Annotated in this window: 1 protein-coding gene; it reads left to right on the plus strand. The window is 61.3% G+C overall.

Annotation, left to right across the window (positions count from 1 at the left end):
- The first annotated feature begins 7 nt into the window (after positions 1-7).
- Positions 8-19,066 carry a two-partner secretion domain-containing protein gene (locus AC4BCN_RS13675; protein WP_338682132.1) on the plus strand — a complete coding sequence of 6,353 codons (19,059 nt, stop codon included), beginning with the start codon at positions 8-10 and terminating at the stop codon, positions 19,064-19,066.
- The last annotated feature ends 275 nt before the right edge of the window (positions 19,067-19,341 follow it).

The following is a 19,341-nucleotide window of genomic DNA, read 5'->3' on the forward strand; positions in this document are numbered from 1 at the left end:
ACATTTCATGAACAAGAACCTGTACCGCATCATCTTCAATAAACGCCGTGGCCAACTGATGGTCGTCGCCGAAAATGCTTCGTCGCAAGGCAAGGCGGCCAAGGGAGAAGGCGGCCTGGATAGCGGCGTATTTGAGGGTGATGGCGGTGGCGGGCTAAGTTTAAGTGTGAACGGACGCCTGCGGCCGCTGGCCTTGGCGATATTTGGCGCACTGGGCATGGTGGCCTTTGTGGCCGGACCGGCCATGGGGCAGATCGTGGCCGACCCGAATGCGCCGGGCCGCCAGCGTCCGACGGTGGTGCAAAGCGCCAATGGCGTGACCCAGGTGAATATCCAGACGCCGAGCGCGGCGGGTGTCTCGCGCAATACCTACAGCCAGTTCGACGTGACGGCGAATGGCGCCATCCTCAACAACAGCCGCGGCAATGTGCAGACGCAGACGGGCGGCTGGGTGCAGGGCAATCCATGGCTGGCGGGCGGCAGTGCGCGCGTCATCCTCAACGAGGTCAACTCGGCAAATCCGAGCCAGTTGCGCGGCTATGTGGAAGTGGCGGGCCAGCGGGCAGAGGTTGTGATCGCCAACCCGGCCGGCGTGGCCATCGATGGCGGCGGTTTTATTAATGCCAGCCGGGTCGTGCTGACGACGGGTACGCCGATGCTCAACGATGGCAGCCTGGACGGCTACATGGTGCAGCGCGGCGTGGTCACGATCAATGGTCGCGGCCTCGATACGTCGCTGAGCGACTATACGGCCATCCTGGCGCGCGCCGCGCAAATCAATGGCGGTATCTGGGCGCAGGAACTGAAAGTGGTGACAGGAACGAATCAGATCGATGCGGCGCATGGCGTGGCGGGCGCAGCATCTGGCGTAGGCCCGGCACCAGCCTACGCGCTGGACGTGGCGCAGCTGGGCGGCATGTATGCGGGCAAGATTACCCTGATCGGCACGGAAGCGGGCCTGGGCGTGCGCAACGCGGGCGTCCTGGCGGCCACGGCGGGCAACCTGGTGCTGCAATCGAACGGCTGGCTGAGCAACAGCGGCAACATCCAGTCCGCCGGCAGCGGCAGCCAGACCAGCATCGCCGTCACGGGCGACATGGCCAACAGCGGCACCGTGTATGCGGGCGGCGACAGCCAGGTGCAGGCGCAGGGCAATATTGCGAACAGCGGCGTGATCGGCGCGCAGAACAATGTCGGCGTGCAAGCCACGGGCGCCGGATCGCGCATCGATGCCACGGCTGGCTCGGTGCTGGCGGCCGGCTTGAATCTGGACAATACATTGACCGTCAGCGGCAAGCTGAACGTTTCCGCTGGCGACACCATTGCCGTGCACGGCACGGCCGTGGCGGGCGGCGACAGCAGCCTGGCGGCGCGCCAGCTGGACCTTGCTGGGGCGCAGGTTTCGGGCGCGAACGTCAGCCTGGGCGCCAGCGCCGGCGACCTCGACGCCAGCCGCGCCCAGGTCAGTGCCCGCGAACGCCTGCAGCTGGACGCTGCGCGCACCGTGCGCAGCGATGCAGCGCAGCTGACGGGCCAGCAGTTGGGGCTGAATGCGCACGACTTGTCGAACGTGGGCGGCCAGATCACGCAACTGGGCACGGGCGATCTGTCAATGCAATTGCCGGGGAGCCTGGACAACACGCGCGGCGTCATCGCCACGAATAGCCAGGCCTTGCGCCTGCAGGCCGCCAGCCTGAGCAACCAGGATGGACAGATCCAGCATGCGGGCACGGGTGCGCTGGAGATCGGCGCGGGACAAATCAACTTGCAGCGCGGCAGCATCATCAGCAACGGCGCGATGGCGCTGACGGGAGAACAGGTCGACCACCGCGACGCGCGCACGGTGGCGGGGCAGCTCAGTATCAATGCCGGTAGCTTGGACAACCGGGGCGGCAGCCTGGCGCAGAGCGGCCAGGGCGCGACCGGCGTGCAGGTGCGTGGCGGGCTGGACAACCGCGGCGGTGCACTGGAAAGCAATGGCACGATGACGGTACAGGCGGCCGGCGTGCAGAACCAGAAGGGCCGCATCGTGGCCAGCGGCGACCTGGCACTGTCGACAGGCGCGCTGGACAATACGGAGGCGATCCTGGCGGCGGGCGGCAAGCTGCGCCTCGACAGTGGCGACATCGACAATACGCGCGGCCAGATACAGGCGCTGGCGGGCGATGCGGCCTTGACGGTCGCAAAACTGAACAATACGGCCGGCAGCGTGTTTGCTGGTGGCAATCTTGTCACCAAGGCTGGCGAGGTACTGAACAGCGGCAACCTGTATGCGGCCGGCAGCCAGACGCTGCAGGTGAACGGCGCCGTCAGCAACAGCGGCGTGATCGCTGCGCAGGGCGACAACAGCATCGATGCCAGCCGCATCGACAGCGTGGCCGGCAGCTTGCTGGGCGCCGGGGTCCGCGCCGACGGCAACTTGGCCGGCGGCGGCCAGTTGCAGCTGACGGCCACGCAAGCGATCGCGGCCCATGGCCAGAACTTGGCCGCCGGCAAAACCAGCATGCATGCTGCCGCCATCGACCTGAGCGGCAGCCAGACGGGGGGCGCGGCCATTGAGTTGAATTCCAGCGTAGGCAATGTCGTCACCGATACCGCACTGGTGACGACCACCGGTCTGCTGTCCGTGACGGCGGCCGATAGCGGCCAGATCCTGTCGAACGTGCGCGGCACCTTGAGCGCGGGCCAGTTAGATATCCAAACGGGATCGCTCGACAACCGCAGCGGCACCCTGATTCAGACGGGCAATGGCGACACCACCTTGCAAGGCAGCACCCTAGACAACACGGGCGGACGCATCGCCGTCAACAGCGCCAAGCTGGCGCTGCATGCCGACAAGGTGCTTAACCGCGACGGCAGCATCGAACATGCGGGCACGGGCCGCCTGAGTATTGAGGCGGCGCGCTTCGATGACGAACGCGGCAAGGTGACGGGCAATGGTTTAGTTGATATCCAGGCGGAAACGATCGATCACCGCCATGCCATCACTTCCGGGCAGAACGTAACAGTGCAGGCCGGCCAGCTGGACAATAGCGACGGCACCCTGCAGCAGACGGGACCGGGACAGATGCGCGTGGACGTGGCGCAGACCCTGGACAATACGCGTGGCAACATCGCCAGCAATGGCGGCCTGCAAGTGCAGGCCGGCGTGCTGGACAACAGCAAGGGCCGCATTACATCCGCTGCCTCGGCGGATATTGCCAGCAAGGGGGCGCTGAACAATACCGATGGCGTGATGGCAGCGACTGCCGACTTGCATGTCGGTGGTGTGCATGTCGACAACACGCGCGGCGTATTGCAGGCGGAGAATGCACGCCTGGATGCGGCAACTTTGCTGAACCAGCAGGGCACGGTCAGCGCCGGCATGGACCTGACGACGAAAGTGAGCGGCGATCTGAACAACGCGGGCCTGCTGTACGCGGGCCGCAACCAGCAATTGACGGTGGGCGGCTTGCTCAACAACACAGGTTCCATCGCGTCCGTCAACAACACCAATATATCCGCTGGCAAGATCACCAGCAGCGGTCTGCTGGGCGCCGGCGTGAAAGCGGACGGCAGCCTGGGCACGGCGGGCGATCTGACCATCAATGCCGATGGCGTATTGCAGGCCAGTGGCCAGAATCTGGCGGCGGGCACAGCCACGCTGACGGGGGCCAATGTGGACCTGTCGGGCAGCCAGACGGGGGCAAGCAACATCGCCATTACCGCGCGCAGCGGCGATGTGCTGACGAATAAAGCCGTCATCTCGGCCAGCAATGTGCTGGCCATCACGGCCAATGTGAATAACGCCCAGTCGTTGGTGAACGGCCAGGGCCAGCTGGTGGCCGGCCAGCTGCAGTTGAACGTAGCCAACCTGAACAACGCCAGCGGCGAGATCGTGCAGACGGGCACGGGCGACACCGTCATCACCACAGGTAAGTTGGACAACACGGCGGGCCGCATCGCCGTCAACAGCAATAATCTTTCCCTAAACGCGACGGTCTTGGCGAACATCAATGGCAAGCTGGAACAGGCAGGTGCCGGTGTGCTGGCCATCAACGCGGGTCAATTCAACAACCAGTTCGGCAAGATCACGGGCAATGGCAAGCTCGACATCACGGCAACCACTCTGGATCATCGCAATGCGATGACGGTGGCGAATCAGCTGACCATCAACGCAGGCAGCTTGGACAACCGCAGCGGCAGTCTGGCGCAGACGGGCACGGGCCTCATGACGGTGAGCGCCACAGGCCAGCTGGACAACACGGGCGGCAAGATCGAAGGCAATGGTGATGCGCTGGTGAAAGCGGCTACCTTGCTGAACAACACGGGCCGCATCGTGGCGGCGCAGGATGCCGTATTGAACGTGGGCAGCCTGGACAATACGGAAGGTACGGTGGCGGCGGGCCGTCACCTGAATCTTTCCGGTGGCGACATCGACAATACCAAGGGCCAGCTGCAGGCCGTGGTGGGCAACGCCACCTTGAATGTGGCGAACTTGAACAATGCGGCGGGTAGTATGTTTGCTGGCGCAAGCCTGAACACCACGCTCGACACCCTGAACAACACCGGCAGTCTGTATGCGGCCGGGAACCAATCGCTTACCGCGAAAGGTGCTGTTACGAATACTGGCGTGATTGCAGCGCAGGGCAATAACAGCGTCACGGCCAATAGCCTTGACGGCAGCGCAAGCAGTTTGATCGGTGCGGGCATCCAGGCCGATGGCAAGCTGGGCACGGCAGGCGACTTGACGATTAATACCGCGCAAGCGCTGGCCGCGCATGGCCAGATTCTGGCGGCAGGCAATGCCAATCTGACCGGCGCTACGCTCGATATCAGCGGCAGCCAGGCCAGCGGTGCCAACATCGGCCTGACGGCCACCCAAGGTGACGTCAGTACGAACAAGGCGGTTGTGACGACCTCGGGTACGTTGAGTGTGGCGACCAACGCCACCTTGCATAATACGGAAGGGACATTGCAGGCAGGCCAGCTCGACCTGCACGTGGCAAACTTGGACAACGCCAAAGGCGTCGTGTTGCAAACGGGCACGGGTAATACGGTCATCCAGACCGGCAGTCTGGACAATACGGCCGGCCGCATCGCCGTCAACAGCGCAAACTTGAACATCGATGCCGTCAGCGTCACGAACAAGGACGGCAAGATTGAGCATGCGGGTACGAGCATCTTGAATCTGCAAGCGGGCGTACTGGACAACAGCAAGGGCCGTATCACGTCCGCTGCCTCGGCGGATATTGCCAGCAAGGGGGCGCTGAACAATACAGACGGCGTGATTGCCGCGACTGCCGACTTGCATGTCGGTGGCGTGCATGTCGACAATACGCGCGGCGTATTGCAGGCGGACACCTTGCGTCTGGATACGGCCAGCTTGCTGAACCAGCAGGGCACGGTTAGCGCCGGCACGGACCTGACGGCGAAAGTGAGCGGCGACCTGAACAACGCGGGCCTGCTGTACGCGGGCCGCAACCAGCAACTGACGGTCGGCGGCTTACTGAACAACACAGGTTCCATCGCCTCCGTTGGCAACACCCATATTACCGCGGGCAAAGTGACCAGCAGCGGCCTGCTGGGCGCCGGCGTGAAAGCGGATGGCAGTCTGGGGACGGCTGGCGATCTGATCATCAATGCCGATGGTGTGTTGCAGGCCAGTGGCCAGAATCTGGCAGCAGGTACGGCCACGTTGACGGGTGCCAGTATGGACCTGTCTGGCAGCCAGACGGGGGCGGCGAATATCGCCATCACGGCAAATACTGGTGATGTCGTGACGAACAAGGCCGTCATCTCGGCCAGCAATGTGCTGGCCATCACCGCCAATGCGACTAACGCCCAGTCGTTGGTGAATACCCAGGGGCAACTGGTGGCCGGCCAGTTGCAGTTGAACGTAGCCAGCCTGAACAACGCCAGCGGCGACATCGTGCAGACGGGTGCCGGCGATACCGTCATTACCACAGGCAAGCTCGACAACACGGCCGGCCGCATCGCCGCCAACAGCGCTAATTTGGCCCTGAACGCGACGATATTGACGAACGTTAATGGCAAGCTGGAGCACGCTGGTGCCGGTGTGCTGGCCATCAACGCGGGCCAGTTTAACAACCAGTTCGGCAAGATCACGGGCAATGGCAAGCTGGATATGATGGCTGCCACCCTGGATCACCGCAATGCGACGACGGTGGCCAATCAGCTGGCCATCAACGCCAGCAGCCTGGACAACCGCGCCGGCAGCCTGGCACAGACGGGCGCCGGACTGATGACGGTGAGCGCCACCGGCCAGCTGGACAACACGGGTGGCAAGATCGAGGGCAATGGTGATGCGCTGGTGAAGGCAGCCACCTTGCTGAACAGCACCGGCCGCATCGTGGCGGCGCAGGATGCCACGTTGAATGTAAATCGCCTGGACAACACGGAAGGCACGGTGGCGGCAGGACGTCATCTGCAACTGTCCGGTGGCGACATCGACAATACCAAAGGCCAATTGCAAGCTGTGATCGGCAATGCCACCTTGAATGTGGCGAACCTGAACAACACCGCAGGCAACGTGTTTGCCGGCGGTAACCTGAACACCGCACTCGATACCTTGAGCAACACGGGCAGTCTGTATGCGGCCGGCAACCAGACCTTGACCGCCAGCGGCGCCATTGTGAACACGGGTGTCATCGCGGCGCAGGGCAACACCAGCATCACGGCAAAGACGCTCGACAGCAGCGCAAGTAGCTTGCTCGGTGCTGGCATGCAGGCTGATGGCAAGCTGGGCACGGCTGGCGACCTGACGATCAGCACTACACAAACGCTGGCTGCGCATGGCCAAAACCTGGCGGCAGGCAATGCCAAACTGATTGGCGGCACGCTCGATATCGGCGGCAGCCAGACCAGCGCGGCGAACATCGGTCTGACGGCAACAACGGGTGACGTCAGCACGAACAAGGCGGTGGTCACGACGCCAGGCGCGCTCAACATCACGACGAACTCCACCTTGCACAACACGGAAGGCACGGTGCAGGCGGGCCAGCTGGATCTACATTTAGGCAATCTCGACAACGCCAAGGGTACGGTATTGCAGACGGGCACGGGCGACACGAGCATCGTCACCGGCAATCTGGACAATACAGCGGGCCGCATTGCCGTCAACAGCGCAAACTTGAACATCGATGCCGTCACCATCACGAACCAGGATGGCAAGATCGAGCATGCGGGCACGGGCATCTTGAATCTGCAAGCGGGCCTACTGGACAACCGCAAGGGCCGCATCACCTCGGCTGCGGCGGCCGATATCGTCAGCAAAGGTGTATTGAATAACACCGATGGCGTGATGGCAGCGACTGCCGACTTGCATGTCGGTGGCGTGAATGTCGACAACACGCGCGGCGTGTTGCAGGCGGACACCTTGCATCTGGATGCATCCAGCTTGCTGAACCAGCAGGGCACGGTTAGCGCCGGCACGGACCTGACGGCGAAAGTGAGCGGCGACCTGAACAACGCGGGCCTGCTGTACGCGGGCCGCAACCAGCAACTGACGGTGGGCGGCTTGCTCAACAACACAGGTTCTATCGCTTCCGTCAATAACACGATGATTACCGCTGGCAAAGTGATCAGCAGCGGTCTGCTGGGCGCCGGCGTGAAAGCGGATGGCAGCCTGGGGACGGCTGGCGATCTGATCATCAATGCCGATGGTGTGTTGCAGGCCAGTGGCCAGAATCTGGCAGCAGGTACAGCCACGTTGACGGGTGCCGGTGTCGACCTGTCGGGCAGCCAGACGGGGGCAGACAACATCGCCATCACCGCGCGCAGCGGCGATGTGCTGACGAACAAAGCCGTCGTCTCGGCCAGCAACGTGCTGGCCATCACGGCCAATGCAAATAACGCCCAGTCGCTGGTGAATACCCAGGGTCAGTTGGTGGCGGGACAACTGCAGCTGAACGTCGCCAACCTGAACAACGCCAGCGGCGAGATCGTGCAGACGGGTGCCGGCGACACCGCCATCACGACAGGTAAGCTGGACAACACGGCGGGCCGCATCGCCGCCAACAGCGCTAACTTGGCCCTGAACGCGACGGTCTTGACGAACATCAATGGCAAGCTGGAGCACGCAGGCAGCGGCCTGCTGGCCATCAATGCGGGCCAGTTCAACAACCAGTACGGCAAGATCACGGGCAATGGCAAGCTCGACATCACGGCAAACACTCTGGATCATCGCAATGCGACGACGGTGGCGAATCAGCTGACCATCAACGCCGGCAGCCTGGACAACCGCAGCGGCAGCCTGGCCCAGACGGGTACGGGCCTCATGACGGTCGCTGCCACGGGTCAGCTGGACAACACGGGCGGCAAGATCGAAGGCAACGGCGATGCACTGGTAAAAGCCGCAATCTTGCTGAACAACACCGGCCGCATCGTGGCGGCGCAGGATGCCGTATTGAACGTGGGCAGCCTGGACAATACGGAAGGGACAGTGGCGGCAGGGCGTCATCTGCAACTGTCCGGTGGCGATATCGATAATACCAAGGGCCAATTGCAGGCCGTGGCCGGTAATGCCACCCTAAATGTGGCGAACTTGAACAACACCGCAGGCAACGTGTTTGCCGGTGCCAACCTGAACGCGACACTGTCCAGTCTGGACAATACGGGCAGCCTGTATGCGGCAGGGAATCAATCCTTGACCGCAACAGGTGCCATCACGAACACGGGCGTCATCGCGGCGCAGGGCAATATCAGCATCACGGCAAAGACCCTCGACAGCAGCGCAAGCAGCTTGATCGGCGCGGGTGTTCAGGCCGATGGCAAGCTAGGCACGGCTGGTGACTTGACGATCACTACCGCGCAAACGCTGGTCGCACATGGCCAGACTCTGGCGGCAGGCGGCGCCAATTTGACTGGCGCCAACGTTGATATCAGCGGTAGCCAGACCGGCGCCGCCAACATCGGCCTGACGGCAACACAGGGCGATGTGAGTACCAATAAAGCCGTAGTGAGCACGCCTGGCGCCTTGACGATCCATGCGCAAGACACCTTGCGCAATACGGAAGGACAACTTAGTGCTGGCCATCTTGAGCTGCACGTAGGTAACCTGGACAACACCAAAGGCACCGTGATCCAAACGGGCACGGGCGACACTGTCATCCAAACGGGCAAGCTGGACAACAGCGCCGGGCGTATCGCCGTCAATAGTAATAATTTGACTCTGGACGCGTCCACCCTGACGAATGCAGGCGGCAAGATCGAGCATGCCGGCAGCGGCACCCTGGCCATCACGGCAGCCACCTTGCAGGGCGCCAGCGGCAGCATCATCGGCAATGGCGCCGTCGATCTGAAGGCCGGTCTGTTCGACCACGCCAACGCCACCACCACGGGACGCTCCCTGAGCGTGCAGGCGGACAGCCTGAGCAACCGGGGCGGCCATCTGCTGCAGACGGGCGCGGGAGGCATGACGGTCGCCGTCACGGGTCTGCTGGACAATACGAATGGAGAAATCGCCGGCAATGGCGTGTTGTCGGTACAGACCGGCAGCCTGGACAACAGCAAAGGCAAGATTACCTCGGCCATGTCCGCCAACATCGTCAGCACTGGCGCACTCGTCAATACCGACGGCGTGATCGCGTCGGCAACCGATTTGCACCTGGGCGGCGCCATCGACAATACGCGCGGCTTGCTGCAGGCGGGTACTGGCGCTCTCAGCCTGGATGCGGCCAGTCTGCGCAATGCGCAAGGTACGCTCAGCGCGGGCATGGATATCACGGCCAAGGTCAGCGGTGACGTGCTCAACGCAGGCGTGCTGTACGCAGGACGCAACCAGACCTTGGACATCGGTGGCTTGCTGAGCAATACAGGCTCGCTTGCCGCCCTGGGCAATACGGCGATCACGGCGGGTAGCCTGAGCGGTAACGGTTTGCTGGCGGCAGGCATGCGCGCCGATGGCAGCTTTGCCTCGGCTGGTGACCTGGCGGTGACGGCCCGTGGCGTCTTGCAAGCCGGTGGCCAGAACATGGCGGCCGGCCAGTTGCAGCTGACGGGCGCGTCGGTCGATGCGGGCGGCAGCCAGAGCAGCGCGGCCAATATCGGCTTGACGGCCTTGACGGGCAATGTGACGACCAGCAAGGCGGTCGTGTCTACCAATGGCCTATTGAGCATCACGGCGAATGCCGCCAATGGCCAGGCACTGGTCAACCAGGGCGGCAGCCTGAGCGCCGGGCAGCTGGCCTTGCGGGTGGCCAACCTGGACAACACCAAGGGGACCTTGATCCAGACGGGCGCTGGCGACACGGTCATCGAGACGGGCAAGCTGGACAATACGGGCGGGCGCATCGCCGTCAACAGCGCCAATCTGCGTCTGCAGGCGGGCGACCTGACGAATGTGGATGGCAAGATCGAACACGCGGGCAAGGGTGTGCTGGACATTCGCGCCACGAATCTGTACGGCCAACGGGGCCAGCTCACGGGCAATGGTGCATTGGGTGTGGCGGCCAATTACATCGATCACCGCAACGCCAGCCTGTTGGCGCAGCAAGTGGGCGTCACCGCCGGCATCCTCGACAACCGCCAGGGACAGATCACGCAGCTGGGCACGAGTGCGGCAACAGTACTGGCCAGCACGCGCCTGGACAATAGCGGGGGCAAGATCGAGGCGAATGGCAATGTGCGCGTGGAAACGGGCGAGTTGCTCAACGATCACGGCCGTATTGCGTCCGCGCAGGACGTCAATGTGGCGGCGACGGGCAAGCTTGACAACACCAGCGGCGTGATCATTACAGGGCGCGACCTGACGCTGGCTGGCGGCAAGGTGGACAATACCCTGGGACAATTGCAGGCAGCGGGCGGCAATGCGCAATTGAGCATGGACGAGCTGCTCAATGCGCAGGGCAGCATCGTTGCTAGCGGCAATCTGACGACCACGGCGGGCAGCGTGCGCAACAGCGGCAGTCTGTTTGCCGGCGGCGAGCAAGTGCTGAAGGTGAGCGGCGCGCTGGAGAACACCGGCGTGATCCTGGCCCAGGGCAACAACACCATCAACGCCAACAGCGTCAACAGCGGCGCGTCCAGCCTGATCGGCGCGGGCGTGAAAGCCGACGGCAGCTTGCAGACGAGCGGCAACTTGCAGGTCACGGCGCAGCAGGCGCTGGGTGCCCATGGGCAGGTGCTAGCGGCAGGCAATGCCGTCCTGGGCGGTGGCAGCGTCGACCTTGGCGGCAGCCGCAGCAGTGCCGGCAATATCAATCTAACGGCGACAACAGGCGACGTCAGCACCAGCGGTGCCGTGGTCACCACGCCGGGCGCCTTGACGATCACGGCCGGTGCGAATAGCCAGGCCTGGAACAACCAGCGCGGCGATATCAGCGCTGGCCAGCTGGCCGTTGGCGTGGGCAACCTGAACAACCAGCAAGGCAGCATCGTGCAGACGGGTACCGGCAATACGGTCATCGAGCTGACATCGCCAGCGGGCGTGCTGGACAACACGGGTGGACGCATCGCCGTCAACAGCGCCAACCTGGGCCTGAAAGCAGGCATCCTGACGAATACGGATGGCAAGATCGAGCACGCGGGCAGCGGTACCTTGAACTTACAGGCCACGCAGTTGAACGACCTGCGCGGACAGATCACGGGCAATGGCGCCCTGGTTGTCACAGCCGGCACCATCGACCACCGCAACGCCAGCACCATCGCGCAGCAAGTGAGCGTGACGGGTAGTACCCTGGACAATGCGGGTGGCAACCTGACGCAGCTGGGTAAAGGTGATACCAGCATTCAATTGACGACCAGCCTGGATAACAGTGGCGGCACGATCGCCAGCAATGGCAACACCAATATCGTTGCCCCGAGCCTGAACAACCAGGGCGGCAAGCTGCAGGCGGCCGGCACGGCCAATCTGACGGTGACGGCGAACAACGTGCTGGACAATAGTCATGGCGGCGCCATCGCCGGCGGCGGCAATGTCGTGCTGGGTGCTGGCAGCCTGCTGAACCAGGGCGGCAGCGCCACGGCGGGCGGGCAGCTGACGGCAAATGTGGCGCAGGCCTTGAACAATGCGGGCGGCTTGCTGGCCGCCACGGGCAATATGACCGTGAACGCAGCCAGCGTCGACAACAGCGCCGGCGGCAAGCTGGCCTCGGTGCAAGGCCAGTTGCAGGTTACCTCCACGGGCGCCACCGTCAATAATGGCGGCACCATGCAAGCGGGTGGCGACATCATCCTGAGCAATGGCGGCCTGTGGAACGCGCAGGGCACCATTGCCGGCGCGAACGTCACGCTCGACACGCATGGTCAACTGTTCAACAACAACCAAGGCACCCTGGCGGGCACGGGAACCGTCAACTTGCAGACGGGCATCCTGGACAACGATGGCGGCCTGCTGCAGTCGGGCGGCGCCATGACCATCGATACGCACGGCAATGCCTTGCTCAACACCAATGCGGGCGCGTATGCGGTGCGCCATCCCGGCAGTGCCGGCGGCATCAGCAGCGGCGCAGGATTGACCCTGCAAACGGGCAGCTGGAACAATGCGGGCGGCTACCTGGGCGCCGCTGGCAACATCACGGGCAGCGTGGGCCCGCTGGATAACCGTGGCGGCCAGATCGTCGGCAAGTCGGCGCTGGATTTGACCTTGAGCGGCTTGCATAACCAGGGCGGACAAATCCAGGTGCTGGGCAAGATCGGCCTGAACGCCGGTGGCGGCAGCGTCAACAACCAGCAAGGCTTGATCCGTTCCGGCGCGGCGGTAACATTAACAGGCGGCGCAATTGACAATGCCAGCACCCTGGGCGCGAACCAGGGCATCGAAGGCATCCATGTGACCCTGAACAGTGCCAACGTCAGCAATGTGCAGGGCGCGGTGCGCGCCGATGGCAACCTGGCGATCAACAGCGCTGGCAGCATCAACAATACCTTGGGCATGTTCAGCGCCGGTGGCGCGCTGGCGTTGCAGGACACCGGCCCCGGCCGTGGACTGGCCGTGACCAATACGGGCGGCACCATCATCGGCGGCCAGCGTACCGACATCCGGGCGGGCAGCCTGAGCGGCGACGGCAAGGTGCTGTCGCAGAAAGACATGGCGCTGGACCTGGCCGGCAACTTTACCTTGAGCGCAGGGGCCGAAGTCATGGCCAACGGCAATGCGGATATCACCATCGGCGGGCAACTGGTGAACGCGGGCAAGATACAGGCGCTCAGCATGCTGACCCTTGGCGCCGCCAATTTCGATAACACGGCGACGGGCGACATCAACGCGGGCACGACGCGCGTCAATGTCGGTGGCCTGCTGAACAACCACGGCGTGATCGATGGCATCAGCACACAACTGAACGTCGGCACGCTGAACAACATGGGCACGGGGCGCATCTACGGTGATCATCTGAGCATAGCCGGCGGCACCGTCAACAATGACGTGGAGGGCGGGATTGCAGCCACCATCGCGGCGCGCAGCCGCCTTGACATCGGCGTGACGACGCTGAACAACCGCGAACACGGCCTGATCTTCAGCGGCGGCGACATGGCGATTGGAGGTTACCTGGACGGCAATCGCATCGCCACAGGCTGGGCGGGATCGGTGACGAATGCCAGCGCGACGATTGAGGCGCTGGGGAATCTGGACATGGCGGCTGGCCAGTTCAGGAATCTGAATGCCCATTTCAGGGTCGAGACGTTAGATAATGGTACGGAAGACATCATTGAGTATGAATACAATGGCCAGCGTTATCGAGCGGGCACACCGGGCGTTAGCGAGGAAACACGCGGGTCTTCCTCAGCAAATTATGGGATGGCGCTCAACTACCCGGGCGGTAGCACAACCAATTATAAACGGTATGTGATCAGGCGTACGTCGCGTTCGGATGTAATTGTTGAGTCTGATCCTGGAAAAATACTAGCAGGCGGGAACTTGACCATCAGCTCCAACGATGCCTTGAATCAGCAAAGTCATGTCATAGCGGGAGGTAAGTTGACCATGACGGGGGCGGTGCTGAGGAATCCGGACGTGATGCTCACGACTTTCATCCGAGAGTCGGGGACTGTTACGACGATGATGTATGGAGCAGGAGGAGGCGCGGGTGGCAGTTCTTCTGGAGGCGGGCAACGTACCGAGGCGTATAACCCGGCCGATTATATTTCGACGGCGCCGGCCCACGAAACAGTGCAAAGAAGCAATTACACATCGCCATCAGGAAAAGCCGCGGACGGTGTTGACACTGGTGCTGGCGGCGCCACTGCTGCCAGTGCCAGTATAGCTTTCGCAACTGTTGACAGTACTGCTGTGGGCGTCGCAGGCGTTGGCGCGGCAAATGGCAAGAGTGCAGGTAAGGCGGCGGGGAGCACGATCCCGAATGGCGCAGGAGACACAGGCAATGCAGGCCAGACGGGACCTGTCGGCGGCGCGAGCGGCGCCCTTGTCGGCAAGGTCAGCGGCGTGAACAGTTCTGCCACAGCGTCATCCATGCAACTTGGCGCCGCCGTTACCGATACCGTTGGCCAGGGCGTTGGCGCTGTGGCTGACCATGAGGGCCTTCACGGCAGTACTCGCATCGGAGATGCAGGGAAAACTGAATCATATGGCAAGGTGACCGGCGTTCAAACCGGTGCCGCGAGTGGCGTGAGCGGCGCCGATACGGTCGATGCCTCTGTGCTGGCCAGTACTTGGCATGGTGGCGCACACGCTGTCGATGGTGCCGCTGGCGTGAGTGCAAGTGAGCGTACGGGCAACGCAGGCAGGGCTGGGGGACTGAGTAATGTGCATGGCAGTCATGTCGATACGGCCCGTGGAGGTGGCGGAAGCGCCAACCTCGATCCTGGTTTGCTTGTTTCCACAAAGCAGAGTGGCCCGTCAACCGTTTTGGGGGCTACGACGGCCGATGGCAGCGAGCGTATTGGTAAGTCGGGACAATATCTGACGCTCGCCTCCGTGGCACAAGCGCGTGCAGTAGACGCTGCAGGCACTAGCGGGTCAATGGAGGTAAACATTGCCGTGGCAGACGGCACGACGATTCAATCAAGCACTGGAAATGCGGTGCGGGTTTCTGCCGCCAATGGCGTATCGCGGGGGCAGATCAATAGCATTGAGCAGGTCGCGTTGGCCAACTCGTCTGGCCGTGCACAATTGGTGCGTACGGTTTCTCCATCGATGCAGTTGCCGAATGCTAGCCTGTTCAAGACCAATGGAGGTCAGACCGCACGGTATCTGGTGGAAACTGATCCGCGGTTTACCAACTATCGAGACTGGACCGGCTCTGATTACATGTCGGCACAGGTGCAAATGGATCCTTCCGTGACGCAAAAGCGCCTCGGAGATGGATTTTATGAGCAGCGCCTCGTCCGCGAGCAGGTTGCGGAATTGACGGGCCAGCGTTTTGTAGGCGATTACACGAGTGATGAACAGCAGTATCGAGCCCTGATGGACGCGGGTGTTTTGTTTGCCAGAGCGCATGACTTAAAACCTGGCGTCATGCTCACGCCGGCGCAAATGGCTGTTCTCACCAGCGACATTGTCTGGCTGGTGGAGCAGGACGTCACCTTGGCGGACGGTTCCATCGAGAAGGCGCTGGTGCCGCAAGTGTTTGTGCGTTTGCGCGAGGGTGACCTGGATGGTTCCGGAAGCTTGCTGGCCGGTAAGGATGTCGAGATCAGTATGTCTGGTGATCTGGTGAACGGTGGCTCGATTGCCGGACGCAATGTGGTCAAGTTGAACGCGGAGAATGTGGACAACCTGAATGGGCGTATCCATAGTGACGCCGTCGCGATCGCGGTACTAAATGATTTGAACAATGTAGGGGGCACAATCTCTGCCAATAGCGAGATGGTCTTGTCGGCAGGGCGCGATATCAACGTGACGAGCTCGGCCTATAGCTCTTCCCGCAATGTCGCCGAGAGCAGTTCCAGCCGTACGGCGGCCGACCGTATCGCGGGTCTGTATGTGACTGGTGATGGCACCACTGGCAGTGGATTATTGCTCGCTTCGGCGGGGCGGGACGTGAATCTGCTGGCGGGCGTCATTGGAAATGCTGGCGAGGCAGGCAATACGCTGCTCAATGCTAGCCGGGATATCAACTTCGCGACGCTGGCGACGGCCAGCGCTGAAAGCAGAACTTACGATGCGAAGAATTACAACAAGGAAAACAATACAGGTGAAATTGGCAGCGAGATACAGGGATTAGGCAATGTTATATTAAGCGCAGGAAATGATGTGAATGCCAGGGCTGCCACCATGCAAGCTGGCGATCTATTGGCCGTGAGTGCTGGACATGACATTCATATTGTCGCGGGTAACGCGAGTAACAAGGTCGAGTCTGCCAGCCAGCAAACGGAGAGTGGATTTCTTTCAAAGAAAGTGACGACCCGGCACGATATTGTCGATACCAACACGGCCATCGGCAGCTCTTTTGGCGGCAATACAGTGGTATTTTTCGCGGGGAATGACATTAAAGTCATTGGCTCCGATATTCTCAGCGATGCGGCAACAAGCCTAGTGGCGAAAAATAATATCAGCATTGAGGCCGGAACCAATACCGTCTATGAGTTGCATCATAGCGAAGTTAAGGAAAGCGGATTGTTGAGCGGCGGCAGTGGTCTGGGTATCAGCTATGGCAAACGTATGACCACCATGGACCAGCAACGCGACGGCACCATGGAAAGTGGGCAGGCGCGCAGTTTGATAGGTTCGGTGAATGGTAATCTGACCATCAGCGCCAGCAACGCACTTAATATCAAGGGAAGTGATGTCGGTGCCGGGGGCGACCTTGGCCTTTCCGGCAAGAGTGTGACGATTGCTGCTGGGCAGGATACAGAGAAAGGTAAAATTGTCACCAAGACAGTGCAAGACGGCTTCAGCCTAGCTTTGGGTGGCACCGTGGTCAGCGCCATTCAGACCGTGCAAGGCATGGGCGAGGCCATGGGCAAGACCAGCAATGGTCGGGTGCAGGCCATGGCCGCGGCTACAGCCGCCTTGGCCGCTAACAACGCCAAATCGGCTAATGCCCAGCAAGGCCCGAGCGTGAGTATCAGTCTGACCTATGGCCACTCGGAAAGCGAACAGACGCAAATGACCGCTAGCACGACGCACAGCGGCAGCATACTGAGCGGTAAAAACATCAACATCACGGCAACGGGCGGCGGCAAGGATAGCAATATCAATATCCTCGGCAGCGAGCTCAATGCCAGCAATATTATCCGTCTGAGTGCCGATAATCAGGTCAATTTACTGGCAGTTCAGGATACGGAAAGTCAGCACACTACAAGTTCGAGCCTGAGTGCCTCCGCAGGCGTCTCGGCCAACATCAGCAAGAGCGGGGCGGCGTTTGGTTTGACCGGCAGCGTCAGCGCTAGTCAGGGCAAGCAGGATGGCGAGGGCAGTACTCAGCTCAATACCCACATCAATGCGGGCAAGTTGCTGGTTATTCATAGTGGTGGCGACACCACGATCAAGGGGGCGGTGGCGAATGCCGGTCAGGTGATCGCCAATATCGGGGGCAATCTGAATCTGGAAAGCTTGCAGGATACGGCCAAGTTCGACAGCAAGAACCAGAGTGTCAGCGTGAGCGGAACCTATGGCGCCGGCGCCAGTGTGAATGCCAGTTTCAGCCAGAGCAAGATGCATAGCGATTATGCCAACGTGCAGGAGCAAAGCGGCATCCAGGCCGGCGCGGGCGGTTTCCAGATTACGGTTGGCGGCAATACTGACTTGAAGGGCGCCATAATCAGCAGCAGCGCCGCGCCCGGCGCCAACAGCCTGAATACGGGCACGCTCACGCAGAGCGATATCAAGAACCATTCGGTGGCACAAGCCAGCACCATGGGACTGAGCGGCGGCTTTAGCTTTGCCGATCCGGACGCCAAGAAAGACAAGGAGCCGGCCACCAAGGACGGGACTGACAAGGTGGCTGACAACAAGGATGTCGGCAAGGGCAAGGGACCGGGTGGCACAGATTTGATCAACGCAGGCCGCAGGCCGAATGCCACCGACAATCTGTACGAGGGCAGCAAGCTGGTGGCGAAAAACTTGCTCAATAACAGTTCCGATTCCGCTTCCTCGAACGGGCTCACGCGCAGTACCGTCAGCAATGGCGTACTGACGATACGCGACAATGCGCAGCAGCAGGCATTGACGGGGAAAGATGGCGCGGCGGCCATCGCGGCGCTGAACCGTGATACGGGCGTGGCGCATACGGCGGCGGAAAAACAGAATGTCCAGGAACTGGCGAAAAATGCCGAGATCGTGCAAGGCTTCAAGAATGCCATGTATGGCGAGGCCACCTACTACACGGATCAGACCTTTATTGCGGCAAATACACCCAGCAAGTTCTACAAGCTGAGCTGTCCAGGCGACCGCAATGCCTGCATCAAGGAACCTGGTTTGCTTGTCAAGGAAGAGATCACCAAGGAGGAGGCCATCGCCATGAAAGGAGTGCTGGCCGTGAATGGCATTCGCAATGGCATGGACCGCGCTGCGGAACTGGCCTACCAGAACGTGCTTCTTGATGCCGAGAATAAAAAGCCGGAAGTCATTGTCCTGATGCATATCGAGCAGACGCAAGCTGGTTTCGCGGATGTGCTGCTGGCTGGATATGAGAAATTGCTGGCGCCGGTATTGGGTTATTCTGCTGGCGACAAGGAGCTGGCGCAGGTGCTGATGGGGCGCCAGGACACGGAAAACCTGCTGTTGGCGCATAGCCGCGGCGCAATTGTCGCCAGGAATGGACTGGACATCGCGGCAAGCAACGGCTTTGTCAACCCGAACCTGACGCTGCAGGCATTCGGTCCCGGCATTTCGAATACGGACCTGTATTCCTCGTTTGGCAAGGTGAACACACAAACGTCGTCGGACAAGGAACTGTACCGCTATACGTACATGAAAAATGATCCGATTCCTGTCCTGACGACCATGAATCCTGGCAACGTCATCGCTTCCATGTTCGAGTTTATCAATGTGTACAACACTTCATACAGCGCGCATAGCTGCTATGGCACCGGCGCTGCAGGATGCGCCACGGTGAGCAACCCGATAGCTGGCGACACGTTTGCCACAAAACAGGACCCGGGCAATATCATTACCTTTATTAATGGGAAATTGGTGAAAAAGGAGGAAAAGAAAACGCAATAGCGGGTGCTTCCTTGGTTCTGCGGACTCTGGTTGCGCTTATGTGCAGCAAGGTGCAGTTTTCAAAGGCAGATACGGTTAGATTGCATATTTCCGCTCGCTCAAGTACGCGGGTGGGATCATGCGTGGTGCGGGAGCGGGAAGCGGTTGAGGTGGCCCAAAGGTATTCCAGGGTTCATGGCTATCCAGGCGAAACGCTGGCAAGATTAACCTCAGTTTCAGAATAATATTTCCTTAATAAAATTTATCTTGCTGCTTTAAATTTAAATTTACTGAAT

The organism is Janthinobacterium sp. Bl 1, from assembly GCF_058215535.1.

What these genes read in the sequence shown, in the direction of transcription:
- AC4BCN_RS13675 (WP_338682132.1), top strand. Translation starts at nt 8, where the DNA reads ATGAACAAGAACCTGTACCGCATCATCTTCAATAAACGCCGTGGCCAA.